The sequence below is a fragment of the Antarctobacter heliothermus genome, assembly GCF_900188425.1.
GTDB classification, from domain to species: Bacteria; Pseudomonadota; Alphaproteobacteria; order Rhodobacterales; family Rhodobacteraceae; genus Antarctobacter; species Antarctobacter heliothermus.
Window position 1 is genome coordinate 1 of record NZ_FZON01000031.1, and the last position, 26,162, is coordinate 26,162.

General features: G+C 63.9%; 22 protein-coding genes and 2 pseudogenes. 18 read left to right on the top strand and 6 right to left on the bottom strand.

Annotation, left to right across the window (positions count from 1 at the left end):
- On the bottom strand, positions 1-240 hold a 240-nt coding region (locus CHB90_RS15310), incomplete at its 3' end, for a transposase (protein ID WP_141135898.1).
- Positions 241-340: 100 nt separating this feature from the next.
- Here CHB90_RS15310 and CHB90_RS15315 point away from each other — a divergent pair.
- The 6 genes and pseudogenes from CHB90_RS15315 to CHB90_RS15340 all read left to right on the top strand — a co-directional run.
- Positions 341-1,062 (top strand): annotated as a pseudogene (locus CHB90_RS15315) (IS3 family transposase); the annotation flags it as partial.
- 40 nt (positions 1,063-1,102) lie between these two features.
- A pseudogene (gene tnpC, locus CHB90_RS15320) lies at positions 1,103-2,531 on the top strand (IS66 family transposase); the annotation flags it as partial.
- 226 nt (positions 2,532-2,757) lie between these two features.
- A complete protein-coding gene (gene dusA / locus CHB90_RS15325; protein ID WP_089278740.1) occupies positions 2,758-3,753 on the top strand; it encodes a tRNA dihydrouridine(20/20a) synthase DusA in 996 nt (331 codons plus the stop codon).
- A 3-nt stretch (positions 3,754-3,756) separates the two neighbouring features.
- On the top strand, positions 3,757-4,572 hold the full coding sequence (locus CHB90_RS15330; RefSeq protein WP_089278741.1) for a sulfite exporter TauE/SafE family protein: 816 nt from the start codon (positions 3,757-3,759) through the stop codon (positions 4,570-4,572).
- Positions 4,563-5,339, top strand: coding sequence for a phytanoyl-CoA dioxygenase family protein (locus CHB90_RS15335; protein WP_425426633.1), 777 nt, complete (start codon positions 4,563-4,565; stop codon positions 5,337-5,339). The genes CHB90_RS15330 and CHB90_RS15335 overlap by 10 nt, the downstream gene beginning before the upstream one ends.
- A gap of 156 nt (positions 5,340-5,495) precedes the next feature.
- The gene (locus tag CHB90_RS15340; protein WP_089278742.1) at positions 5,496-6,950 is read left to right on the top strand and encodes a calcium-binding protein; all 1,455 of its coding nucleotides are present in this window, start codon (positions 5,496-5,498) and stop codon (positions 6,948-6,950) included.
- Here CHB90_RS15340 and CHB90_RS15345 read toward each other — a convergent pair.
- The 3 genes from CHB90_RS15345 to ccmI all read right to left on the bottom strand — a co-directional run bounded on the left by CHB90_RS15345 (position 6,947) and on the right by ccmI (position 9,066).
- Positions 6,947-7,183, bottom strand: a complete 237-nt coding sequence (locus CHB90_RS15345) for a DUF1289 domain-containing protein (protein ID WP_089278784.1) — start codon at positions 7,181-7,183, stop codon at positions 6,947-6,949. The genes CHB90_RS15340 and CHB90_RS15345 overlap by 4 nt on opposite strands.
- A complete protein-coding gene (gene ruvX / locus CHB90_RS15350; RefSeq protein ID WP_089278743.1) occupies positions 7,183-7,677 on the bottom strand; it encodes a Holliday junction resolvase RuvX in 495 nt (164 codons plus the stop codon). The genes CHB90_RS15345 and ruvX overlap by 1 nt, the downstream gene beginning before the upstream one ends.
- A 156-nt stretch (positions 7,678-7,833) precedes the next feature.
- A complete protein-coding gene (gene ccmI / locus CHB90_RS15355; protein WP_089278744.1) occupies positions 7,834-9,066 on the bottom strand; it encodes a c-type cytochrome biogenesis protein CcmI in 1,233 nt (410 codons plus the stop codon).
- A gap of 172 nt (positions 9,067-9,238) precedes the next feature.
- On the opposite strand from ccmI, the gene CHB90_RS15360 reads away from it, so the two are divergent.
- The 9 genes from CHB90_RS15360 (at position 9,239) to rarD (ending at position 18,060) form a co-directional block, all read left to right on the top strand.
- Positions 9,239-10,483: a sarcosine oxidase subunit beta family protein gene (locus tag CHB90_RS15360; RefSeq protein WP_089278785.1), complete on the top strand. Its 1,245-nt coding sequence runs from the start codon at positions 9,239-9,241 to the stop codon at positions 10,481-10,483.
- A gap of 118 nt (positions 10,484-10,601) precedes the next feature.
- The gene (locus tag CHB90_RS15365; RefSeq protein ID WP_089278745.1) at positions 10,602-10,856 is read left to right on the top strand and encodes a hypothetical protein; all 255 of its coding nucleotides are present in this window, start codon (positions 10,602-10,604) and stop codon (positions 10,854-10,856) included.
- 96 nt (positions 10,857-10,952) lie between these two features.
- Positions 10,953-11,282, top strand: coding sequence for a sarcosine oxidase subunit delta (locus tag CHB90_RS15370; RefSeq protein ID WP_089278746.1), 330 nt, complete (start codon positions 10,953-10,955; stop codon positions 11,280-11,282).
- Between the two features lie 62 nt (positions 11,283-11,344).
- Positions 11,345-14,365, top strand: coding sequence for a sarcosine oxidase subunit alpha family protein (locus CHB90_RS15375; RefSeq protein ID WP_089278747.1), 3,021 nt, complete (start codon positions 11,345-11,347; stop codon positions 14,363-14,365).
- Positions 14,358-14,930 (top strand): sarcosine oxidase subunit gamma, encoded by a 573-nt coding sequence (locus CHB90_RS15380; protein ID WP_089278748.1) that lies wholly within the window; start codon positions 14,358-14,360, stop codon positions 14,928-14,930. The genes CHB90_RS15375 and CHB90_RS15380 overlap by 8 nt, the downstream gene beginning before the upstream one ends.
- Before the next feature lie 71 nt (positions 14,931-15,001).
- Complete coding sequence (locus tag CHB90_RS15385) at positions 15,002-15,418, top strand: hypothetical protein (protein WP_089278749.1); 417 nt, start codon at positions 15,002-15,004, stop codon at positions 15,416-15,418.
- Between the two features lie 92 nt (positions 15,419-15,510).
- Positions 15,511-16,110, top strand: coding sequence for a superoxide dismutase (locus tag CHB90_RS15390; RefSeq protein ID WP_089278750.1), 600 nt, complete (start codon positions 15,511-15,513; stop codon positions 16,108-16,110).
- 313 nt (positions 16,111-16,423) lie between these two features.
- Entirely contained in the window at positions 16,424-16,948 is a 525-nt protein-coding gene (locus CHB90_RS15395; protein ID WP_089278751.1) for a DUF3592 domain-containing protein, read from the top strand.
- Positions 16,949-17,145: 197 nt separating this feature from the next.
- Complete coding sequence (gene rarD / locus CHB90_RS15400) at positions 17,146-18,060, top strand: EamA family transporter RarD (RefSeq protein WP_089278752.1); 915 nt, start codon at positions 17,146-17,148, stop codon at positions 18,058-18,060.
- Here the strand turns inward: rarD and CHB90_RS15405 are convergent.
- Complete coding sequence (locus CHB90_RS15405; protein WP_089278753.1) at positions 18,003-18,554, bottom strand: LOG family protein; 552 nt, start codon at positions 18,552-18,554, stop codon at positions 18,003-18,005. The two genes, rarD and CHB90_RS15405, sit on opposite strands and share 58 nt — an antisense overlap.
- Before the next feature lie 129 nt (positions 18,555-18,683).
- Between CHB90_RS15405 and CHB90_RS15410 the strand changes: the two genes are divergently transcribed.
- Entirely contained in the window at positions 18,684-21,119 is a 2,436-nt protein-coding gene (locus CHB90_RS15410; RefSeq protein WP_141135896.1) for a LysM peptidoglycan-binding domain-containing protein, read from the top strand.
- An 88-nt stretch (positions 21,120-21,207) separates the two neighbouring features.
- Positions 21,208-23,028, top strand: a complete 1,821-nt coding sequence (locus CHB90_RS15415) for an ABCB family ABC transporter ATP-binding protein/permease (protein ID WP_089278755.1) — start codon at positions 21,208-21,210, stop codon at positions 23,026-23,028.
- A gap of 48 nt (positions 23,029-23,076) precedes the next feature.
- Here the strand turns inward: CHB90_RS15415 and CHB90_RS15420 are convergent, their stop codons facing one another.
- On the bottom strand, positions 23,077-23,706 hold the full coding sequence (locus CHB90_RS15420) for a chloramphenicol acetyltransferase (protein ID WP_089278756.1): 630 nt from the start codon (positions 23,704-23,706) through the stop codon (positions 23,077-23,079).
- Between the two features lie 155 nt (positions 23,707-23,861).
- Here CHB90_RS15420 and CHB90_RS15425 point away from each other — a divergent pair, with 155 nt between their 5' ends.
- The gene (locus CHB90_RS15425) at positions 23,862-26,012 is read left to right on the top strand and encodes a malate synthase G (RefSeq protein WP_089278757.1); all 2,151 of its coding nucleotides are present in this window, start codon (positions 23,862-23,864) and stop codon (positions 26,010-26,012) included.
- Positions 26,013-26,162 lie beyond the last annotated feature (150 nt).

The following is a 26,162-nucleotide window of genomic DNA, read 5'->3' on the forward strand; positions in this document are numbered from 1 at the left end:
CGGCACTCCGGACGCGACCGGAATATCCAACGGGTAGAAAAGTGCCCCGGCATCGGGCGACCACAAACCTTTCTTCTTCAACTCATGCCGCCAGGCGTAAATCTGTTGCCGCGTAATCTCGTGGCGCTGCGCCACTTGCGTCACCGTTTCCCCACCAACACCAGCCGACATGACAATTTCGAGCTTGTCCTCATCGCGCCAGAAACGCCGCCGCTCCACCCCAAGAATTTCACCACGCATCGATGACCCCGCATAAGACACGTCGTTAACGACGTCGTTAAACACGTGTCCTAGATGATCGCACCAGCGTCAGGCAGGCGGTGCCAATGGCGCGGTTACAAACTATCAGGTCTACGGTGTTCGAAAAGCGTGGCACCAGCTGAAGCGCGAGGGCTTTACACTGGCGCGATGCACGGTGGGGCGCCTTATGAAACAGATCGGCATCCGTGGCGCTGTGCGCGGAAAAGTGGTCAAAACAACGATCCCCGACACTTCGGCGCCCTGTCCGCGTGACAAGGTGAACCGCGTTTTCCGCGCACCTGCACCGAACCTGCTCTGGGTCAGCGACTTTACCTACGTATCGACATGGCAGGGCTTTGTGTATGTGGCTTTTGTCATCGACACTTTCGCTGACCGCATCGTTGGATGGCGGGTCTCGCAGTCTGCCAAAACTGACTTTGTCCTCGATGCTCTGGAACAAGCCCTGCATGATCGACGGCCCGTCCAGAAGAGCGGATTGGTTCATCACTCGGACCGCGGCGGGCAATATTTATCCATTCGCTATACCGAGCGATTGGCTGAGTCTGGCATCGAACCGTCGGTCGGCAGTGTCGGTGACACGTATGACAACGCCCTCGCCGAGACGATCAATGGCCTCTACAAAACCGAACTGGTCCATCGGCAGGGCCCATGGCGTAACATGCAGGATCTGGAAATGGCACCCTCGGATGGGTCGATTGGTTCAACTACAGACGTTTGCTTGGACCCATCGGAAATATCCCGCCAGACGAGGCCGAAGAGAACTTCTATGCACAGCGCGGCGTGCTCGATATGGTTGCGTGAAATGAAGCTACAGGTCTCCGAAACACCCGGGGCGGTTCATTCCGAGAAGCTCAGCGAGGATGACCGGCAGCTTGCCTTCGAGGACCTCGAGACCGCTGTGGCCGAGGTCGAGAAGCAGCACGACGAGCGCGCGTCCTCGGATGAGGCCCCGCGCCGCAAGGTCACGCCCGCGCAGCGCAACCGTGGAAACCTGCCCGCAGACCTGCCGCGCATTGAGCAGATCGTCGAACCGGACAGCCTCGAATGCCCGTGTGGCTGCGGGCGGATGCACAGGATCGGCGAGGACCGGACGGAGCGTCTCGACATCGTACCCGCGCAACTGCGGGTGATCGCCACCATCCGCCCGAAATACGCTTGTCGCATCTGCACCGACGGCGTCACACAGGCGCCCGCGCCTGCGGCTCTCATCCAAGGCGGCCTGCCCACTGAGGGTGCCATCGCCCATGTGCTGATCAGCAAATACGCAGACCATCTTCCATTGTATCGCCAGAGCCAGATCCTTGCCCGGTCGGGCGTCAACATCCATCGCAGCACGCTGGCGGACTGGGTCGGTGTCGCAGGCTTCCACCTCCGGCCCGTCGTTGACCGGCTGGCCGAGCACCTGAAGTCCTCCGGCAAGCTGTTCATGGACGAGACCACAGCACCTGTGCTGGACCCAGGGCGGGGAAGAACGAAAACGGGCTACCTCTGGGCCCTCGCGCGCGACGATCGTGGGTGGGGCGGTGACGACCCGCCGGGCGTGGTCTTCTTCTATGCCCCGGATCGCAGCGGACAGAATGCAGAGAAGGTCCTGCGCGGCTTCGACGGCACGCTGCAACTCGACGGCTATACCGGTTACAACCGGCTGACACGCGCCTCCCGGAAGGGCGGTGATCCGATCTGTGTAGCGCATTGCCGGGCCCACGCACGGCGCAAGCTGAAGGAGGTCTTCGACCGCGACGGGGTCGTGCCAGAGGCACGCCTGCGGCGTGACGATCGCCGCCGAGGGCCTGCGGCGCATCGCCGAGTTCTACAAGGTCGAGGCCGACATCCGAGGCATAGCCCCGGGCCAGCGGCTGTCGGCACGTCAGGCGAGGACGGCTCCCTTGGTCGCCGCCTTCGGCGAATGGCTCCAGGAACAGCGACTGCGCGTCTCGGCCAAGTCCCGCCTCGGGGAGAAGCTGGCTTACATCCACCGTCACTGGGACGGGCTCCAGACCTTCCTCCACGATGGTCGCGTCGAGATTGACTCCAACAGCGTCGAGAACCTGATCCGCCCGATCGCTCTGAACCGCAAAAACGCGTTGTTCGCAGACCATGATGAGGGCGGCAGGGCGTGGGGACGCATCGCCTCCCTGATAGAGACTGCGAAGATCAACGGTGTCGAGCCGTTCGCCTATCTCAAGGCGACCCTCAAGGCGATCGCCAACGACCATCCCCAGTCCGCCATCGACGACCTGATGCCCTGGAACTTCAAACCGTCAAGATGAAAGCCTCGTGCCGCGCAGACGCCGCTTACATTGATATTGGTCGAGGCAGGATCAGAATTGGGCGGAGGGCACGTTTCCGGGGCCGCTCACTTGGGGATGCGGGTCGCATAAAAAGCTGTTAATCGGTGGCAAGCGTTCTCTGAAATCCCGCGAAAATCAGTGAAAGTCGGGGTGACACACAGGACCTGCGGAAAAATGACGAAACCTCGGAACTTCTGTTATGCCTATGAATTCAAATGCTAAATCTTCTTCTCGGCTAAGCGTTGCCCCGATGATGGATTGGTCGGACCGGCATTGCCGGTATTTTCACCGCCTGATCTCATCGCGGGCGTTGCTCTACACTGAGATGGTGACCGCGCCTGCGCTGGTGCGCGGGGGGGCGCTGCATTTGTTGGACCACAACGTCGAGGAACATCCCGTTGCGCTGCAACTCGGCGGTTCGGACCCTCATGAACTGGCGCAAGCGGCGCGGATGGGGCAGGCGGCGGGCTATGATGAGATCAACCTCAATTGCGGTTGTCCCTCGGACCGGGTGCAGTCAGGCACCTTTGGTGCGGTGCTGATGAAGCACCCGCAAACCGTGGTCGATTGCGTGACCGCCATGCAGGACGCTGTGGATGTGGAGGTGACGGTGAAATGCCGCATCGGCGTCGATGATCAGGACGCCGAAGACGTGTTGCCCGAGTTTCTGGCACGTCTTGGTGCGGTGGGCTGTTCGCGTATCATCATCCACGCGCGCAAGGCGTGGTTGAAAGGGCTCAGTCCCAAGGAAAACCGCGATATACCGCCGCTGGACTACGACCTGGTTCAGCGGATGCGGGGACTGTTTCCGCATCTGCATCTGTCAATCAACGGCGGCATCACAGATCTGGATCAGGCGTTGGGGTTCCTCGACAACGGGCTGGACGGCGTGATGGTGGGCCGCGCGGCCTACCACCAACCCTGGGACATTCTGGGAGAGGCGGATGTGCGGATCTGGGGGCAGGGCGACAGCAAAACGCCCGAGGATGTGGCCCGCGCCATGCTGCCCTACATCGAGGCGCACCTGAGTACGGGCGGCAGACTGCACCAGGTCACGCGCCACATGATGGGGCTTTTTGCAGGGCGTCCCGGCGCGCGGCGCTGGCGGCAGATCCTGTCCGAGGGGGCGACCCGCGATGGCGCGGGGCCAGAACTTGTCGAACGCGCGCTTTCACACATCGGATGGGCAAAGGCAGCCTGACTTATGGATTTTTCGGTACTTCTGCCCCTCGTGGGCATCCTCGTCGTGGCGGCCGGGTTTGCCGGCATCCTTGCCGGCTTGTTTGGCGTCGGGGGGGGAATCATCCTTGTGCCCGCCTATTATTATGTCTTCACGGCGCTCGACTTTGACGGGCCGCAGTTGATGCAGGTCTGTCTTGCCACCTCGCTTGCCTCGATCATTGTCACATCGACGCGGTCGGTCATGGCCCACAACAAGCGCGGCGCGGTCGATTGGGAATTGTTGCGCTGCTGGGCACCGGGGATTGCGCTAGGCGCGGTGCTGGGGGTGCTGGTGGCGGCGCGGTTGCGATCAGACGCACTGGCGCTGATCTTTGCCGTTCTGGCGATGAGCGTCGGGCTCTACCTTGCCTTTGGGCGCAAGGACTGGCGGGTCGGTCCGCAAATGCCGGGCGGCGTGACACGCGGCGTGCTGTCGCCGACAGTCGGGTTCCTGTCGGTCCTGATGGGCATTGGCGGCGGCAGCTTTGGTGTGCCGCTGATGACGCTCTACAGCGTTCCGATGCATCGGGCAGTGGCGACGGCGGCGGGCTTTGGCCTGCTGATTGCCGTGCCGTCGGTGATTGGCTTTGTCCTTGTCTCTGTCGACGGCGCGCCACCCTGGACTCTGGGTGCGGTCAACGGGCCGGCGTTTCTGATCACGGTCTGCATGACGTTTCTGACCGCTCCGCTGGGCGCGCGTCTGGCCCATGCACTGCCAGCGCTGGTCCTGCGCCGGGTCTTTGCCGGGTTCATCCTGCTGGTGGCGGTGAACATGATGCGCGAGGCGCTGTGGGGATAAGCGCCCTTGAAATCCTTGGTTGGACACGTTTTGCGACCAATCCGCAGACGCTGGCTTGGGCGCGGGAGGCGCTGCGTGCCGGGCGCGAGGTGCTGGCCGATCCGGCGATGCGCGCCAAGTGGCTGCAATGTCAGGGCACATGGTTTGTTGGCGTCGATGCACTGCCCACCGCACCCGATGGCAGCATCGCCGGTGTGCCGTTGGCCGGTTCGGCCATCGACGCCCTGGGGCCTTTTCCAGACCTACACCCGGCCCAACTTTCGGTGACCTTTCCGGGCTATCCACGTCCGCGCGACGGTGAAAGCGACGCAGGTTTTCGGTATCGGTTGCGACGCGACGCGGCCCATGTCGACGGGATCATCGCCGAAGGACCAAACCGCCGCCGCCGCATTCTGGAGCCGCACGCGTGGATCCTGGGTCTGCCGCTGACCGAGGCCGACCCGGCGGCCAGCCCTCTGGTGGTCTGGGAGGGCAGCCACGCGGTGATGCGCGCCGCGCTGCGCGAGGCGCTGGACGGCTATCCACCCGAGGACTGGGGCGGTGTCGATGTGACCGAGGCCTACGCCGCCGCGCGCCGGACCTGTTTCGAAACCTGCCGCCGCGTCACGCTGCCCGCCGCGCCGGGTGAGGCGATTGCGCTTCATCGATTGACCCTGCATGGAATCGCGCCGTGGCAGGTGAGGGCCGAGGCCGCTCCCGAAGGCCGGATGATCGCCTATTTTCGCCCACTTATCGACAGTGGCGTTTTCGGCTGGATACAGCCCTGAGTTGCGGCGATACCCGCTACTTCCGCGTTTTTGTGGTCAAAGTGGCCAGTGCGGGTGTGATTGTAGCCTGCCAAGGAACAGTCGAAAGATTTTGTTTCAGTATGAAGCATTTAAGTGTCCACTTGCCCCCTGCAATCCTGTGGGGGGACAACTGCCATGCTCATTCTGATGTCAATTCTGCCGCTCTTGTTACTTGGCCTAGTGCTGGGAGACTCCGGCGGAGGCGGTTCCGACTCCGATGACGGAGGGTCCGGCGGCGGCACTGACCCCAACGCGCCCACCGCAGGTGACGACGAAATCACGCTGGGCGGGGACGACGATTTCATCGCGACCTTTGCCGGCAATGATCTGGTCTTTGGCGGCGCGGGCGACGACGACCTGCGCGGCAACGCTGGCAATGACACGCTGTTTGGCGAAGAGGGCGACGACAGCCTGGCCGGCAGCACCGGCGAAGACAGTCTGGACGGCGGTCCCGGGGACGATGCCCTGGGCGGCGGCAGCAACGACGATGTCCTAGTGGGCGGCACCGGGGACGACGACCTGTCCGGAGGCGCGGGTAATGACACGATCCTGGCAGGAGACGGAAGCGATGTCGTTTCTGGCGGGGACGACGACGATTCCGCGTCTGGCGGGGCCGGGGATGACACCCTCAACGGCAACGGCGGCAACGACACGCTGCTGGGCGACGATGGGCAGGATATCCTGTCCGGCAGCACCGGCGAGGACGATCTGGACGGCGGGGCCGGGGACGATACGGTCAGCGGCGGCAGCAACGACGATTCTCTGGTCGGCGGGCTTGGCAACGACGTCATGACAGGCGGCGCGGGCAATGACGTCGCCAGAGGCGGCGAGGGCAATGACAACATCGACGGCGGCGACGGCAACGACACAATCGACGGTGACGAAGGCGACGACACCCTGACCGGCGGCCTTGGAAACGACGTGATCACATCGGGCTTTGGCTCTGACAGCATCGACGCGGGGGCGGGCAACGACCAGGTCTTTATCGACAGGCCGTTCTTCTCGTCGCCGGAGACCGATCAGAACGTGGTCGATCTGGGCGACGGAAACGACCTGATCAACGTCGATTCCGCCAATGTGACGGTAGACGGCGGGGCAGGAAACGACGTGTTCGAACTGTTCTCGACCGGCAACTATACGGTCGACGTCGACGGCGGCGCGGGCGATGACAGCATCGGCGCGCCGGGGGTCAACGCGATCGTTTCCGGCTTTTCCGGTGTCCTGCATGGCGGCGACGGCAACGACGAGATTTATGCCGTGGGCGATGTCGAGGTCCACGGCGATGCCGGTGACGACCTCTTGGCGGGCACGGTGGTCTATGGCGGCGAGGGCGAGGATACGCTGGACGCGCTGGCCTCGGAGTACAGCCCGATCTTTGTGGATTTCGTGTCCGGAGAGGATGTGATCGTCTTCGACGTGTCCGAAGCGGATCTTGCCCTGGCAGAGGTCACAATCGTGGAAAACGCGCCCGGAGCCGCCTATCCGTATGATGTGCAACTGCGGATCGACGGTTTCGTGTACGAAGAAGTCCGGGTTGGCGGACCGGTGGAGCTGAGCGATGTGGTGGTCCAGACCGGCGGTATTGCCTAGTCCTGACGCTTGAGGCGGGCCGCGCGCCCGCCTCGACGCTTGTGCAGACGGCCCGAGCGGTTTGCAAGATCGTCCATGACCTCGCGCCGTTCGTCATGCGACATGTTGGACCACAGGGTAATCTCCCGCGCGGTCCGCAGACAGCCGGTGCACAGACGCTCTTGCGGATGGATCACGCAGACCTTCACGCAGGGGCTTTCGATCTCGTTGCGGTGCCAGATATCGTCTTTCATCATTCCCCGTTTCGGTCCTGGTCGAGTTTGCCAAGATGGCGCATCCGGTCCAGTGCTCCTTGCAGGATATAGGCGGCGGCGACGTGATCTATGACCTCGGAGCGACGTTTTCGTGTCGTATCCGCCTCCAACAGGGCTTTTTCGGCGGCCACGGTGGACAAGCGTTCGTCCCAGAAGCCGATAAGCCCGGGCCAGAGCGCGGCAAAGTTGCGGGCAAAGGCGCGGGTCGACTGACAGCGCGGGCCTTCGCTGCCGTCCATGTTGCGGGGCAGGCCGAGGATGACGCCGCCAATTTCGCGCGCGTCGAGGATTTTCACCAGTAGCGCGGCGTCGAGCCCGAATTTCTTGCGCTTGACGGTTTCTAGCGGTGTGGCCACCGACCGGAACCTGTCAGAGACCGCAACGCCGATGGTGCGGGTGCCCAGATCCAGCCCGGCAAGGGCCGACATCGGCGCAAGAGCGGCGGCGAAATCTTCGATGCTGTCATGAATCATGGACAGATTTCCTGTTAAGCGGGCGCAATCCAGAAGGGCGCCTTTCGGCGCGCTGGATGTCTCGGCGCCGGCCGTTGGCCGGTGCCTCGGGGCAGGGGGCGCAGCCTGACAGCAAAGACGGTGCAAAGGGGGCGCGGGGCGCTCGGGTCAAAGGGGTCAATCCGCAATCCCGGCCCGCTGCGCCGCGCCTTGCAGCAAGGCAAGCGCCTTGGGGCTATCGCCAAATACGGTCTGCGCCTCTGCGTAGATGGCACCGGCCTTTTCGGTGTCGCCCAAGATACCCAGCGAAGAGATCAGCCGCGCCCAGTCCTCGACCGGGCCACCCTGTTCGGCGAGCCGGTCCGACAACTGGCCAACCATGCCGCGGATCATTTCCTGGCGTTCTTCGGGGGTCATGTCAGCGGCGGCGGCGACATCGGCTTGACTGGGACCGGGGGCGGCGCCTTTCAATTCGGGCATCTGGAAGTTCTGTTCGCCCGCCAGAAAGGCAAGATCCTGAATCTGGTTGGTGATCGGTTCGACCCATGGATCGCCGACGCTGCTTTCGCCCAGGAGTTTGTTCCACATCCGATAGCCCACGTCCGGCCGTCCGACCTGCGCCATCATCAGCCCGCCGTAATAGCGCGCGACGCCATTGTCCGGGTCACGTGACAGCGCCTGTTCCAGCACCATCTGCGCCTGTGGCGAGACATACCCACCCGCCGCGAGGATCATCATGTCGGCGAGGTTTGTATAATCCTGCGCAGTGGCGGCATCGCCCTTGAGCTTGATAATCTGCGCTTGCGCCGTGTAGGCGGCGACAAAATTGCCCAGCGCGGCCTCGGACCGGGCCAGCAGGACATGGCCTTGCATTTCTTCGGGACGCTGTGCGACGGCGCTCCGCAGACGTTCGACCAGCTGCATGTATTCCGCCGAGGCGTCGGGCGCCGCGCCGGGTGGCATGCGCGCTTCCATCGCCTCTTGTGAGGTGCGGCTCTTGAGCGCCTCTTCGGCACGAGCCAGGCGGGTTTTCAGAGGGGCGTCGCCATAGCCGGGCGCGCCGATCCATGTATAGAGGCCAAAGCCGCCGCCAACGACCAGTACGGTGATCGCCGCCGCCAGAACATACCCCAAGGCACGCGGCTGGTCGGCCTTGGTGCCGACGGTCTGCATCTTGGCGTCCGCCCCCAGCAGGCGGCGTGAGATTTCGACCCTCAGGCGCTCTGCCTCTTCGGGTGAGATCTTGCCGCGCGCGGCGTCGGCGTCCACTTCCTTGAGTTGGTCACGGTACACGTCAAGGTCATAGGCCTCTGACGGGCCGGTGGCCCGCCGTCCGCGCAAAAGCGCCAGAACAAGCGCTGCGGCTGCCAGCACTGCGGCTGCTCCTGTCACGATCCAGAATAGCGTCATCGGCCTCCCTTTCCCTTGCCCTGACTTAAGGTGCTGGCGATCTGGAAAAAAGGGCAAAATCCCGGCATGACGCGCCATGTCGCAACTGCACGGTATTGTGACGGTTGCACACACCTCCACATATGCGTTTGAGTGCATCACACCCGAAACGGACGAACCGGATTCGAGCCCTATGAAACGTTATTCCGCCTTTGCCATCGCCCGCGAAGCATTCTCAGGTCACAAGAACTGGGACCGCGCCTGGCGCAAAGCGCAGCCAAAGAAGCGCTATGATGTCGTGATCGTGGGGGCGGGTGGGCATGGCCTTGCCACCGCCTACTACCTTGGCAAGAACTTTGGCATCACCAATGTCGCGGTAATCGAAAAGGGCTGGCTGGGCGGCGGCAACACTGGCCGCAATACCACCATCATCCGGTCAAACTATCTGCAGGACCCGTCGGCGGCGATCTACGAAAAGGCGCGCAGCCTGTATGAGACGATGTCGCAGGACCTGAACTACAACGTCATGTTCAGCCCGCGCGGCGTCATGATGCTGGCCCAGACTGAACATGAGGTGCGCGGCTACCTGCGCACCGCGCACGCCAACGCCCTGCAGGGGGTGGAGACGCGGTTCATCACCCCGCGTGAGGTCAAGGAGATCGTGCCGATCATCAACCTCGCCGGGCCGCGCTACCCGGTGCTGGGCGCGCTCTGGCAGGAACGGGCAGGCTCTGCCCGTCACGATGCGGTGGCCTGGGGTTATGCGCGGGCGTGCTCGGCCATGGGCATCGACATCATCCAGCAATGCGCCGTCACTGGTGTTCTGCAAGAGGCCGGTCGCGTCACCGGCGTACAGACCACCAAGGGCGATATCTCCTGTGAAAAGCTGGGGATCGTGGTGGCTGGACACTCCGGTGATCTGGCCAATATGGCCGGGTTCCGGCTGCCGCTTGAATCGGTGCCGCTGCAGGCGTTGGTGTCAGAGCCAATCAAGCCGATCATGAATTGCGTCGTGATGGCCAACACCGTGCACGGCTACATGAGTCAGTCCGACAAGGGCGAGATGGTCATCGGCGGCGGCACCGACGGCTATAACGGCTTTACCCAGCGCGGATCGTTCCACCACGTCGAGGAAACCGTGCGCGCCCTGATCGAGACGTTCCCGATGCTGTCACGCCTCAAGATGCTGCGCCAGTGGGGCGGGATCGTGGATGTGACCGGCGACCGCTCTCCGATCCTGTCCAAGACGCCGCTGGAGGGCTGTTTCATCAACTCCGGCTGGGGCACCGGCGGGTTCAAGGCGATCCCTGGCTCCGGTTGGGGCTTTGCCGAGCTGATGGCCAAGGGGCATTCGCCGCTGACCGAAGAATTCAGCATGTCGCGCTTCCGCGAAGGCAAGTTTATTGACGAAAGCGTGGCCGCAGGGGTGGCACATTGATGGGCTGTCTTGCGCGAGTTGTCGCCGCCGACACTGTCGCGGATTGGAACCCTGACGGGTGCAAGCGCGTTCCTATGTCAGATCGCATAGTCGAGATGACAGCACAGGAGGACGCCCCATGTCGGACGCTACACACAACAATACGACCACAACGACAACCCGCGACAATGGCGGAAATTCCGGCCTCGCGTTCATTGTCGGTATTCTTGTCGTTGTCGTCGCAGTTCTGGCCTATGTCGTCTTCGCCGGAGACATCGGGTCGCCCGCCGCAGACGGTGGCGGCGCTGACCTCAACATCACCGTGCAAAGCGACGGAGACGCCGCACCTGCCGCTGACGCCGCGCCTGACGCAAAAAGCGCTGGCGGCGACTGACTTCATTGGTCCTTTTCGGACTGCCAGTTTGGCCGGGGTGCATGCGCGCCCCGGCCTTTGCACGTCCCGCCCCATGCCATCCAAGGAGGTATTCCGATGCTGACCTTTGAATGCCCCTGCTGCGGCGCCCATGCCGACGAAACCGAACTGCACGCCGGTGGCGAGGCGCATATCAAGCGGTTCGGTCCTGGTGCGTCGGACGACGATTTCGAGGGCTACCTCTTTACCCGCGAAAACCCCAAAGGTGTGCATTTCGAACGCTGGCGGCATGTGAACGGCTGCGGAAAATGGTTCCACGCGGCGCGTTGCACCATGACGATGGAGGTCTTCGGCACCTATCCCGCACAGACCTTTCAACCGCCCAAAGACCTGCTGGACAAGATCACTGAAAAACGTCCCGGCTGGTCATGGAGGGATCTGTCCTGATGTTTCTTCTCTGTACAAATACCCCTCTTTCCGACCGTCAGACAAACGTAAGGGCCTGAGCCATGAGCATCCGTCTCGCCACCGGCGGCCGTCTGATCGACCGCAATTCAACCGTCAAGTTCACCTTCAACGGCAAATCCATGACCGGGGCAGATGGCGATACGCTGGCCTCGGCGCTGCTGGCGAATGATCAGATGCTTGTTGGCCGCAGCTTCAAATACCATCGCCCGCGCGGCATCGTCGCCAGCGGGGCAGAGGAGCCCAACGCGCTGGTGAACCTCGGGCAGGGCGCACACCATGAGCCGAACCAGCGGGCAACCACGACGGAACTGTTCCCGAACCTCATAGCCACTTCGCAAAACCACTGGCCGTCGCTGGAGTATGACATCGGCGCGCTGAACGGATTTTTTGCGCGCTATCTGACGGCGGGCTTCTACTACAAGACCTTCATGCAGCCGCGCGCCTTCTGGAAGCACGTTTATGAGCCGTTCATCCGGCAGTCGGCGGGTCTGGGCAAGGCACCGGACCCCGAAACGCGCGATCCCGACATCTATGAGCATTTCTACGCATTTGTCGATGTGCTGGTGGTGGGCGGCGGCGTTGCCGGGCTTCAGGCGGCCAGGGCGGCGGGCGAGTCCGGGGCCAAGGTTCTGGTGCTGGAACAGACCGCTTTCTGGGGGGGGCGCGCCCCGGTAGATGGCGGCGAGATTGATGGCCTGTCACCTGACGACTGGATCAAGAAAACTGTGCAAGCCCTTGAAGCTATGCCAAATGTCACGCTGCGCACCCGCAACATGGGGGCAGGCGTCTATGATCACGGCTATGTGCTGGGCTATGAGCGGCTGACCGACCATCTGGCCAATACGCGCGGTCCGCGCCATCGGCTGTGGCGTATTCGCGCCCGTCAGGTGATCGCCGCCACAGGGGCGATTGAACGCCCGATCAGCTTTGCCGGGAATGATGTGCCGGGTGTGATGCTGGCCTCGGCAGCGCGGGACTATCTGATCAATTTCGGCATTGCGGTGGGTCGCAAGACGGTTGTCGTCACCAACAACGACGACGCCTATCGCACGGCCATTGCCTTGAAAAAGGCCGGTCAGGACGTCCCTGTGGTGATCGACGCACGGGAATTTGGTGGCGGCGCGCTGATGCAAGAGGCCAAGGCGCTGGGAATCCGGGTTGAGACCGGGCGCGCAATTGCCAAGGTCAAGGGCGGCAAGCGGGTCACCGGCGTGGCGCTGTGCGCGATGGCGGGCGGCGGCGCGATGGTGGAAGAGATCGCATGCGACGCAGTCGCGATGTCAGGGGGATGGTCGCCGGTGGTCCACCTGTGGTCGCATTGCGGCGGCAAGCTGACCTGGGACGACGAACAGTCGTTTTTCCGTCCCGACTCTAGCAAGGCACCCACCGGCGCGGACGGGCAGGCCTTTGTGGTCTGTGCCGGCGCGGCGGATGGGCATATGCACTTGAGATATGTGCTGCAAGATGCTGATCTTAAAGGTAAAGGCGTGGCTGTCTCCCTTGGCTGCGACCGCCCGCAAACCACACTCCCGACCGCTCCAGACAGCGTTGAAACGCCGCTGATGCCGGTTTGGCTAATGCCTGCCAATGCCTGGGATGACCTGCGCATGAAGGCTTGGCTGGACTTTCAGAACGACGTCAAGGTGTCGGACGTGCAGCTGGCCGCCCGCGAAGGCTATGAGAGCGTCGAACACACCAAGCGTTATACCACGCTTGGCATGGCGACGGATCAGGGGAAACTGAGCAACATCAACGGGCTGGCGACGCTTGCTGCCTCATTGGGTGAGGACATCCCGAATGTCGGCACCACCACCTTTCGCCCGCCCTATACCCCCATCAGCATGGGCGCGATTGCCGGTGAGGCGCGGGGTGAGATCTTTCAGCCGCTGCGCAAGACACCGCTACACGATTGGCACGAGGCCAACGGCGCCCATTGGGAGCCGGTCGGCCATTGGCGTCGGCCCTATTGCTTTCTCCGCGACGGTGAAGACGTGGAACAGGCGGTCCACCGCGAGGTGCTGGCCACCCGCAACAGCCTAGGGCTGCTGGATGCCTCGACTCTGGGCAAGATCATCGTAAAGGGACCGGACGCGGGCCGTTTCCTCGACATGCTGTACACCAACATGATGAGCACGCTGAAACCGGGCAAATGCCGCTATGGGCTGATGTGTTCGGAGAACGGTTTTCTCAGCGACGACGGCGTGGTGGCGCGGATCGATGAGGACACGTTCCTGTGCCACACCACCACGGGCGGCGCGGATCGAATCCACGCCCATATGGAGGAATGGCTGCAAACCGAATGGTGGGACTGGCAGGTCTATACCGCCAACGTCACCGAACAATACGCGCAGGTCGCCGTGGTCGGCCCCAACGCCCGCAAGCTGTTGGAAAAGTTGGGCGGCATGGATGTGGGCAAAGAAACGCTGCCCTTCATGGGCTGGGTCGATGGCACGCTTGCCGGGTTCCCTGTCCGGGTCTACCGCATCTCCTTCTCCGGTGAGTTGAGCTATGAGATCGCCGTACCCGCCCATCTGGGGCGGGCGTTCTGGGACAAGGTGCTGGAGGCTGGGGCCGAGTGGGACGCCACGCCCTACGGCACCGAGGCGCTGCACATCATGCGGGCCGAAAAAGGGTTCATCATGATCGGCGATGAAACCGACGGCACCATCATCCCGCAGGATCTGGGCCTGCACTGGGCGATATCGAAGAAGAAAGACGACTATCTGGGCAAACGCGCGCAGGCCCGCAGTCATATGACTGACCCCGAGCGCTGGCAGCTTGTGGGGTTGGAAACGCTGGACGGGTCTGTCTTGCCGGACGGTGCCTATGCCGTGGCGCCGGGCAACAACGCCAACGGCCAGCGCAACACGCAGGGGCGCGTGACCTCGACCTATCATTCGCCGACGCTGGGCAAGGGGATCGCCATGGGTCTGGTCCGCCATGGACCGGACCGCATGGACGAGGTCATCACCTTTATCGGCGACGATGGCGAGACGGAACACAAGGCCCGCATCGTCAATCCCGTCTTCTTTGATCCCGAAGGGGAGAAACAGAATGTCTGATCCTGTCCTGCCGCTGGGTAGTGCCAGCTTTGACGGTCTGGTCGAGGTGCGCGAAATCGGACCGCAAGGGATGATCACACTGCGCGGGGATCTGTCCGCGCCCGAGGTGATCGCCGCCGTGACAGACCTGGCCGGGCTGGAGATGCCCGGCCTTCGCGGTGCCAACACCGCCGGGGACACTGGCCTGCTGTGGATGTCGCCGGATGAACTGCTGCTGCTGGTGCCATACCGGCAGGCACCTGCGGCGGTGGATCGTCTGACCGCGGCGCTGGACGGGCAGCATGTGCTGATCGTGAACGTCTCTGACATGCGCGCACTGTTCCAGCTGCGCGGCACGCAGCTCCGCGATGTGCTGGCCAAGCTGGCGCCGGTGGATTTCGCCCCCGAGGCGCTGCCAGCGGGGGAATTGCGCCGCACGCGATTTGCACAGGTCGCCGCCGGGGTCTGGCTGCTGGATGACACCACAGCGCGGGTCTTCTGTTTCCGGTCGGTGGCGGGCTACATGTTTTCCCTGCTTTCGACGGTTGCGGACCCTGACAGTCAGGTGGGCTTTCACGTCAAATAGAGGCGAGCGAGGTTGCGTTGCGCCGCGCGGCTGCGGATGGTGGGTGCGGACACCGGAACAAGGGGCCCGCGATGCGCCGAACCATCCTTTCAGGCCTGCTGTGGACTGCGCTTTGCGGGGCGGCGTCAGCTGAAATGACGGCTTATCAATGTGCGATCAGGGGAACCTCCGGGCGGCAGTGGATTCAGCCGCTGATTTTTATTGCGCTGGATCGGGCCACCGACCGCGTGGTTGTGTCTGACGCATCGATCCTTGGATTCAACAACGGCGTCCCGGTCGAAGGCACGCTGGTGCGTGACAATGCCGCCCGCGTCACCGTGGCCTGGGAGCTTGAACTGCGCTCTGCGTCGAACCAGACCGTGCGGATGGATTACCGCGCCACCTATCTCAAGGCCACCGGCAAGGTGAATGTTTCCGCGCGTCCGCAAGGCTATGAAGACCTGTTCAATCGCGCCGGGACCTGTACGGTGACAAAACTTTCCGGCTGAACTCATCTTTCCATGGCGTGGCAGGGTTGACGTTCCGCTGTTGGAGGGACACCTATTGAGCAGTATTCTGCTACATCACGAAGGGGTGAACCATGGCTTTTGAACTTCCCGATCTTCCGTACGCACATGACGCTCTGGCCAGCCAGGGCATGAGCCAGGAAACGATGGAATATCACCACGACATCCACCACAAGGCCTATGTCGACAACGGCAACAAGCTGATTGCCGGGACCGAGTGGGAGGGCAAATCTGTCGAGGAGATCGTCAAGGGCACATATCAGGCGGGCGCAGTGGCGCAGTCTGGCGTGTTCAACAACGCCTCGCAGCACTGGAACCACACGCAGTTCTGGGAAATGATGGGCCCCGGCCCGAATGCCATGCCCAGCGAACTGGAAGCGGCCATCAAGGAGAGCTTTGGCACCGTTGATGAGTTCAAGTCGCAGTTCTCTGCCGCAGGCGCGGGCCAGTTCGGGTCCGGTTGGGCCTGGCTGGTCAAGGACGCCGACGGCGGCCTGAAAGTGACCAAGACCGAAAACGGTGTGAACCCGCTGTGCTTTGGTCAGACGGCGCTGCTGGGCTGCGACGTGTGGGAGCATTCCTACTACATCGACTTCCGCAACAAGCGTCCGGCCTATCTGGCCAACTTCCTCGACAATCTGGTGAACTGGGACAACGTCGCCTCGCGCCTGTAATTCCGGCATTGAGGGGCCGGGACTCCGGACCAGAAGACAAAGAACGCCCCCGCAGAATGCTGCGGGGGCGTTGTCGTTCCGGCGACGGCCCACGCCACAATGCCCCTCTCGCTGCAAAGCAAGCCCCGATTGCGGCGTTTCACAAAAACGAACAAAAACCTTATGGTGGTGCTGTCATGGGCCCCCGGGTCCATCCGGACCATCGACAGCATTTCGGGAAGGTTTTTCAAAACATGAATACAATCAGGCCTTTCGGGGATCGCCTGCGTGGCGATCCGGTCCTTTCGGCATTCGGTCAGGCGAGGGGCGCGCAATGCTGCGCAACCTGATCGGTCAAATGAACCAGAGGCAGGCTTTCCTGTGGCGCACCGGGCCGGATGGACGGCGTCAGGTATCCTGGCGTGTCTGGCTTCTCATCTTCGTTACGCCGGGGCTGTTTGGGGCGGCAGCGGCATTGCTGGCCTACGATAGCCTCAACTTCGTCTCTCGCGCCGAAACCACGACCGGCGAGGTGGTCCGCGTCTACGAATGGGAAAACTGGAACCCCTGGGAAGGCAGCCATACCGCCTACGGTCCGGTCTTTCGCTATGACTTTGGCGGCGGGGACATGACCGAGGCCAGCCTGGGCCAGTCCTCGTCCAACTGGGGCTTCGAGATCGGATCGCGCCACCAGATCCTGTTCCGCCCCGATGCCAAGGGCAATGTGAAACTGCCCGTTTTCGAGCATCTCTGGGCGCTGCCGCTGACGATTTTCGGGCTGGGGCTGATCACCCTGATCCCGGCGCTGTTCGCGGCCTGGCGGGTGCGCCGATGGCTGCGTGGCGGGGCAGGCGGCTAAGGAACGACTGGCCGCGATACCGGGTTTCCCTCGTGTCCCGATAACTCTGTGCAGGCCGTGCCCTGCCAGCGGACTAATTCTGATTGGCCGGTGGTATGAGGTCGGGCGGCGACAGGGTCCCCTGCTTGCCGTCCGCCCAACCCGCTTGCAGCCGGGCGCGCCGCTTTGTAGGGCAGGGGCAGTGACCGGAGACCCTCATGCGCCCCCAGACCCAAGGCATTCTCCTCATGATCGGCGCCTGCACGATCTGGGGGCTCTCGCCGATCTACTACAAACTTCTGGTCAACGTGCCGCCGCTGGAATTGCTGGCGCATCGCACCTTCTGGTCGCTGGTGGTCTTTGCCGGGTTGCTGGCAGTGCAGGGGCGATTGGGCAAGTTGCGCGAGGCGCTGGGGACGGGCAGGGCGGTGCTGATCACCGGCTTTGCCGCGCTGATGATCACGACCAACTGGTTTCTGTTCATCTATTCGGTGCAGATCGGCCAGGTGCGCGAAACCTCTTTGGGCTACTACATCTTTCCGTTGGTGGCAGTCCTGCTGGGGGTTGTCGTGCTGCGTGAACGGCTGGCCACGCTGCAATGGGTGGCGGTCGGTCTGGCCGCGCTGGCGGTGACGACGCTGACCGTCGGGCTGGGCAGCGCGCCGTGGATCGCGCTGACGCTGGCGGTGACCTTTGGGGCCTACGGGCTGGTGAAAAAGCGTATGGCGGTGGGCGCGGTGGTCTCTGTCACCGCAGAGGTGTTGCTGCTCTGCCCGGTGGCGTTGCTCTGGTTGTTGTGGTTGCAGGGACAGGGCAGCGGCGTGTTCGGCGCGGATCTCCGGACATCCGGTTTGCTGGTGTTTTCCGGCCTGCTGACGGCCTTTCCGCTGATCCTGTTTTCCGCCGCCGCCAAAAAGGTGAACATGGCGACCTTGGGTCTGCTGCAATACCTCAACCCGACCTTGCAGTTCTTCTGCGCCGTGGTGCTGTTTTCAGAGCCGTTGACGCCGTTTCACATCGCGGCCTTCGGTTTGATCTGGGTCGCGCTGGCGCTATACTCCGGTGCCGGTCTCGCTCAGGACAGGGCACGCCGCAAAAGCGTCATGACCTCATCCGCCGAACCGCCGGTCTGAACAAAATCCAGCAGTGAGCCATCGGCAAAGCCGTTGTCGACCACATGGCGCATCAGCGCCCTCAGCGGTTCCCAGTATCCGGCCACGTCCAGCAACACGATGGGTTTCTTGTGCAGGCCCAACTGTCGCCATGTCAGCACCTCGAAAAACTCGTCCAGCGACCCGGCGCCGCCGGGCATGACCACCACGGCGTCGGCGTTCATCAGCATGACTTTCTTGCGCTCATGCATGGTCTCGGTGATCACGAACCGGGTGAGATCGGTCTTGCCGACCTCCAACTGCAACAGGTGGGTCGGGATCACGCCAAAGGTCTCACCACCCGCCGCCTGAGCCGCCCGCGCGACGGTGCCCATCAGGCCGACATCTCCGGCACCATAGACCAGCCGCCAGCCTTCTCCGGCCAGGGCCTGCCCAAGGGCCTCGGCCTCGGTCGTAAAGCGGGGATTTCCGCCCTTGCGCGACCCGCAATAGACACAGATGGAAGATGTAGACATGCAAAACCCCAAGGTTGCCGAAAGAAAACGACTTTTGACCCTTCGTAGCCTGTGGGATATACACGCTCAACCACCCTGTGGTCCCGTCGGGGGGCTGCGGCCATGGGGACAGACGTTCGGAAGGCTGCCATGAGCAAGATCGCACTCTATTCGGCCATCGCTGGCGCCGGGACCGTCGGGACCGTGACCGTGATGGTGATGACCGGCATGATCCAGATGCCGGGGACGCCGGCTGTGGACACACCGCCGCCCGCAGCGGTTGTCACCGCACCCGAGGCGCCGGTGCCGCCAGTTGCGCCAAATGCGGATGCACCGCTGGCCACGGCAGACCCGGCCACGCCGCCGGTTGTGACGACGGATGCGCCCGATCCAGCCAGCCCGCCGGTTGCGACGACGGATGCGCCCGACCCGGCCACACCGCCGGTTGCGACGGCAGACGCACCAGACCCGGCCAGCCCGCCTGTCGCAACGGCAGATGCACCCGATCCGGCCACGCCGCAGGTCGCCACGGCGGAAACGCCCGACCCGGCAACGCCGCCGGTTGCGACGGCGGATGCGCCCGACCCAGCCAGCCCGCCGGTTGTGACGGCGGATACGCCCGACCCAGCCAGCCCGCCGGTTGTGACGGCGGATAAGCCCGACCCGGCCACGCCGCCGGTTGCGACGACGGATGCGCCCGATCCAACCAGCCCGCCGGTTGCGACGGCAGATGCACCCGATCCGGCCACGCCGCCGGTCGCCACGGCGGAAACGCCCGACCCGGCAACGCCGCCGCTGGAAACTGCTGCGGTCGCTGACCCGGTGTCGTCCGATCCGGCGCAACCTCCGCGTCCATCTGCGCCCACTGACACCACTGTCGCCCCGGCCCCGGATGAGACGGGGGCCGCGCCCGCCCCGATTGAATCCGCAGCGCCGACGCCCACAGGGCCTGTCGCGGTGCCGCTGCCCGACGAGACACTTACCGCAACGGCCCCGGATGCGACAACCGCAGCGCCCGCCCCGGTCGAGACCGCCGCCGCGCCCGCGCCCCGTGACGCCGGGGCCGCACCCGATGCGACGGACCCGGACCCGGCCGCCGGTGCCTTGCTGCCGCTTTTTGACCCGGGCGCAACCGCCGTTGTCCCCGAACTGCTGCTGGACGGGGATGTGGCGATCAAACGCCCCAGCTTTGACGTTGTGCGTGCCGAAACCGATGGCTTTTCGCTGATCGCGGGCGGAGGAGAGCCGGGGGCCAAGCTGGAAGTGATTGTCGACGGCGAGCCGGTCGAAACGCTGGAGATCGGGCGCGACGGCAAGTTCACCACCTTCCTCAACCTGCCGCCGGACCGGGCCGCCGTCATCAGCCTGCGCCAGACCGCCGACGAAAAGACGGTCCTGTCCGAGGGAGAGGTGATCGTCGCGCCGCAACAGGTCGCCGCCGCTGACATCCTCCCCGAACGCCAGCCCAAGGCCGCTGTGGACACCGGCCCGATTCTGGAAACCCGAGCTGACCCGGACGCGTCCGATGCCGACCCGGCCCGTGCAACCATACCTCCTGCCACTACACCTCCTGCCATCACTCCCCCTGTCGCCACGTCGCCCGCAGCGCCCCCCCCCAGCACGCCACCTGTCGGTGACGATGGCGCGGTGGTTGCCTCGGCTCCCGTAGTTGATCCGGAGGCGGCCAAAGGCCAGCCCGCAACGGACGCCGACCAGATCGCCGGCGTGTTCCCGCAACCCGAGGTCGGGGTCGGACCCGATCCGCTTGGCGCGCCAAAATGGAACGGCGCACCGGCGCGCGGCCCTGTTCCCGGCGTGCAGCCCGCGCCACAGGCGGGGGTTGCGCCTTTGCGTCCGGGGGCCGCGCCGGGAACGCCTGTTCCTGTCGATGACAAGGATCCCAATGCGCCGCAGGTCGGGACTGTCACCACTGCTATCCCCGAGCCTGTCGGCCCTCTGGCCGGGGCCGATCCGGCGATGCCCGCCGCGGACCCGGTCATCACCGCCCGCGCCTTGCCGGATGCAACCGACCCGCCGGCGTCGCCGCGAGGGCCTGCGGTGCTGCTGTCCACGCCGCGCGGGGTAGAGGCGCTGTCGACCGCGCCGATCGCGCCGGGGGATGTGGCGCTGGATTCGATCAGTTACGACGATCAGGGTGATGTGCTGCTGTCGGGACGTGGCAAGACAGCGGCCTTTGTGCGCATCTACCTGGACAACACGCCTGTCACGACCTCGCGGATCCGCGAAGACGGCGGCTGGCGGGTGGAGCTGCCCGAGGTCGATCAGGGCACCTATGTGCTGCGCATCGACCAGATCAATGAGCGCGGTCAGGTCACCGCGCGCGTCGAAAGCCCGTTCCTGCGCGAAAGCGCCGCCGTTCTTGAACGCGCCCTTGCCGGGGGAACCGGTCTTGTGCGCACCGTGACAATCCAGCCGGGCAATACGCTGTGGGGGATTTCAAGCAATCGCTACGGCGACGGAATGCAATATGTCCGCATCTTCGAGGCCAACCGCGAACGGATCCGCAACCCCGACCTGATCTACCCCGGCCAGATCTTCAATCTGCCGGACGGCGCGGGGAACTGATCTGCACGCTGGCTGCGCCAATCTCGGGGCGGCTCTGGAAACCCGGCAATCAAAGGGCTAGGTGAGGGGGATCAGCCAAAGGTCCCCCATGCCCCCAGACTTGACCTCCGCCAGTGACATTGCCCGCGAAGAGCGCCGCTCTGGCTGGCGCACCATCCGCCGTGTCGGCCCCTATCTCTGGCCAGAGGGGCAAACATGGGCCAAGCGCCGCGTGGTCATCGCGCTGGCCTTGTTGGTGCTGGCCAAGCTGATCGCCGTGTTCACCCCCATCTTGTACAAGGCAGCGGTCGACACGCTGTCGGGCGATGTGTCCGACCTGATGCTGGGCGCAGTGGGCCTGACAGTGGCCTACGGCGTGGCGCGGTTGATGACCGTGGGGTTCCAGCAACTCCGCGATGCGGTCTTTGCCAAGGTCGGACAGCGCGCTCTGCGCCGTCTGGCGCTGGAGACCTTTACCCATATCCACCGCCTGTCCATGCGTTATCACATCACCCGCAAGACCGGCGGGCTGAGCCGCATCATCGAACGCGGCGTCAAGGGCGTTGAATTCCTGCTGCGTTTCCTGCTGTTCAGCATCGGGCCGTTGATGCTGGAACTGCTGCTGGTCGCGGCGGTGCTCTTTTTCCTGTTCGATGTCTGGTATCTGGCTGTCGTCGTTGGTGTGATCAGCCTCTATATCATCTTTACCTTCAAGGTGACGGAATGGCGGGTCAAGCTGCGCCGTGAGATGAACAAGCAGGACACCGACGCCAACCAAAAGGCGATCGACAGCCTGCTGAACTTTGAGACGGTCAAGTATTTCGGTGCCGAGGGGCGCGAGGCGGCGCGCTATGACGTCGCCATGCAGGGCTACGAGGCGGCGGCGATCAAGACGGCGACCTCACTGGCGGCGCTGAACACCGGCCAGTCGCTGATCATCACCTCCGGATTGGTGGCGGTGATGGCCATGGCGGCAGTGGGGGTGCAGAACGGCGCGCTGACGGTGGGCGATTTCGTCATGGTCAACGCCTACATGATCCAGATCACCATGCCGCTGAACTTTCTCGGCACTGTCTACCGTGAAATCCGGCAGGCGCTGGTCGACATGGGCGAGATGTTCGAACTGCTGGAACAGCCGCGCGAGGTGTCGGACAAACCCGGAGCGCCGGATCTGGCGGTGTCGGGCGGCGTCGTGACGTTCACGGATGTGAAATTCGGCTATGAGCCGACCCGCCCGATCCTCAAGGGCATCGATGTAACCGTGGGCGCGGGTGAGAACGTCGCGCTTGTAGGCCCCTCGGGGTCGGGCAAATCCACCATCGGGCGTCTGTTGTTCCGGTTCTACGACGTGGACGGCGGTAGCGTGCAGATCGACGGACAGGACTTGCGCGACGTGACACAGGACAGCCTGCATGCCGCCATCGGTGTGGTGCCGCAGGACACGGTGCTGTTCAACGACACGATCCGCTATAACATCGCCTATGGCCGTGACGGCGCGTCCGAGGACGACATCATTGCCGCCGCACGGGCCGCCCAGATCCATGAGTTTATCGCCAGCCTGCCAGAGGGCTATGACACACAGGTGGGCGAACGCGGCCTGAAACTGTCGGGCGGCGAAAAGCAACGCGTCGGCATTGCGCGTACCTTGCTGAAAGATCCGCCGATCCTGCTGCTGGATGAGGCGACCAGCGCGCTGGACACCGAAACAGAGGCCTCGATCCAGGAGGCGCTGCGCCGCGCGGGCGAGGGGCGGACCGTGATCACCATCGCGCACCGCCTGTCCACCATCGCCGACGCCGACCGGATCGTGGTGTTGCAGGACGGGCAGGTGGTCGAACAGGGCACCCATGACGATCTGTTGGCCCGTCAGGGGCGTTATTCGGCGCTTTGGGCCCGCCAGCAGGCCGGTGAGGATGAGGCGGCCGCCTGAGGTGGACGCCACAGATGGACTGGCATGGGGCGGGATCGCCCCATTGCCTCAGTCCCCATCCAGCGCCTCTTGTGCAGCGGCGAAATACGCGCCCAGATGCTCGCCGTCCACCAGCGCGTGATGCACCTGCAGGCTCATCGCCATGCGCCAGCACGCGCCCTCGGGGACGATCTTGCCCCAGGCCACGCGCGGGATGCAGTCATCGGCATGGGGCATGGCGTTGTCCAGCGATGTGAAATCCATCCACGGCAGGCAGGACATATAGGCCACCGCGTCGCCGCGCCCGGTGTTCGCCTCCAGCGTTGTTCGCTGCCGCGCTTCTGCAATGGCCGCGACGGCGCCTGTGTCGAACTGTGCGAAATTCTCGTGGAACGGCACATAGGAGAAGTTGAACCCGCCCTCGGGGCGTGGCACCGGCGATGACAGCAGCACCCTGTCATGGCGCACGACCACGTCACCGCGAAACCGCATGTTCAGTTCCGGCACCGCGTGCAGCCCGTGCCCGATGGCATGCAGACAGGCGCGAAAGACCGAGGTGCCCTTTGGCTTGCGCTCCGTCATCAGCCGGGTGGCGTCCAGCCGGACGGTCACCGCGTAGTGCGGCCGGGCGAATCCCTTGAACCATCGGAACTGTTCGGTCCGGGGCCAGCTGTCCAGATCGACCTCATGTTCTGCCATGCGTGCCCCCCTTTTGCGCTTTGCCCGAGAAAGTGGTGTTTCAAACTTAGCCTGAAACAGCTTCTCCTTCGGGACGGCAATAAATGCGATGCCACTTGTTGCCTATCGGAAACAGAATGCTACGGTCCGCGTCAAGACATCAGAAGAGGTATACCATGGTCGACCGTGTAGCGCGCGCAGGTCTGGACGTTGACACACGTCTGGCTGCGTTCATCGAAGAGCAGGCCTTGCCGGGGACGGGCATTGCGGCGGATGCCTTCTGGGACAGGCTGTCGGCACTGGCGCATGACTTTGGCCCCCGCAACCGCGCGCTGCTGGACACCCGCGAGACAATGCAGGGCCAGATCGACGACTGGCACAAGGCCCGCGCCAACCAGCCGCACGACCATGAGGCCTACAAGGCATTCCTGTCGGAAATCGGCTACCTGCGCCCCGAAGGCGGGGATTTCGAGATCGAGACGGCAAGCACCGACCCCGAGATTGCCACTGTTCCCGGCCCGCAACTGGTGGTGCCGATCACCAATGCCCGCTACGCGCTGAACGCCGCAAATGCCCGCTGGGGCAGCCTGTATGACGGGCTGTACGGCACCGATGCCATCGGCTCAAACCCGCCCAAAGGCGGCTATGACAAGGGGCGCGGGGCGCGTGTCATCGCCCGCGCGCGGGTGTTTCTGGATGAGGCGTTTCCGGTCGAGGGTGTCAGCCATGCGGATGCCCGGCGCTATCACGTCAAAGGCGGGGCGCTGCTGGTGGACGATTCTCCGCTGGCCGATCCGTCCAAGTTTCGCGGCTATCGCGGTCACCCCAAGGCACCCGAGGCGGTGTTGCTGTGCAACAACGGGTTGCATGTAGAGCTGGTCTTTGACCGGACTCATCAGATTGGCGCGCGCGATCAGGCGGGGCTGGCAGATGTGCGGCTGGAATCAGCCGTCTCAGCCATCATGGACTGTGAGGATTCGGTCGCCTGCGTCGATGGTGAGGACAAGACGCTGGCCTATGCCAACTGGCTGGGCCTGATGAAGGGCGACTTGACCGAGAGTTTCGAGAAGGGTGGCGAAACCCTGACCCGGCGTCTGACCCCGGACCACGAATTCCTCGGCTCTGATGGCGCACCGTTCACGATCAAGGGCCGCGCCCTGATGCTGGTGCGCAATGTCGGCCACCTGATGACCAACCCGGCGATCCTGCTGCGCGATGGCTCGGAGATCTTTGAGGGTCTGATGGACGCGATGATCACCGTGCTGATCGCCAAACATGACCTGGGCCGCACCGAAGGCGGCCTGCGCAACAGCCACCATGGCTCTGTCTACGTCGTCAAACCCAAGATGCACGGCCCCGATGAGGTCGTCTTTGCCGATGAGGTGTTCACCTTTGTCGAGCAGGCGCTGAACCTGCCGCGCTACACCGTGAAACTGGGCATCATGGACGAGGAACGCCGCACCAGCGTCAACCTCAAGGAATGTATCCGCGCGGCAAAGCACCGGGTCGCCTTTATCAACACCGGCTTTCTGGATCGCACCGGCGATGAGATCCACACCTCGATGGAGGCGGGGCCGTTTTCCCGCAAGGATTTCATCAAGCGCAAAGGCTGGATCGGGGCCTATGAGGCGCGCAATGTGGATATCGGTCTGGAATGCGGCCTGTCGGGGCGCGCGCAGATCGGCAAGGGCATGTGGGCCATGCCCGACAAGATGGCCGCCATGCTGGAGGCCAAGATCGAACACCCCAAGGCGGGGGCCAACTGCGCCTGGGTGCCGTCGCCCACCGCCGCCACGCTGCACGCGCTGCACTATCACAAGGTCGATGTGTTTGCGGTGCAAAAGGCGCTGCGCGCCGGGGGCCGCCGCGCCCATGTGGACGCAGTGCTGGAAATCCCGCTGGCCACCTTCCGCAAATGGCGGCCCGAACAGGTCACTCGTGAGGTCGAAAACAACGCCCAGGGCATCCTTGGCTACGTTGTCCGCTGGATCGATGCGGGCGTGGGCTGTTCCAAGGTGCCGGACATCAACGATGTGGGCCTGATGGAGGACCGCGCCACCTGCCGGATCTCCAGCCAGCATATCGCCAACTGGCTGCACCACGGGGTTGTCACCCGCGATGAGGTCATGGAGATCATGAAGCGCATGGCAGAGGTGGTCGACCGCCAGAATGCGGGTGATCCAACCTACCGGCCCATGGCGCCGGGCTTTGACGGGGTGGCCTTTCAGGCGGCCTGCGAACTGGTGCTGGAGGGCCGGGTGCAACCCTCTGGCTATACCGAACCTGTGCTGCACCGTCGCCGGTTGGAGCTAAAGGCGGCGGGCTGAGCGCGCCGCCTCCGGGCCACCGTGGGGGGGCGAGGGCGGACGGGGGCGCTGCCCCCGTCTCCCTTTGGTCGACTCCCCCGGGATATTTTTGGACAGAAGAAGCCGCGGTGCCTGTTTTTGGCGAATGCCTCTACAACGGGCAGCGCACGC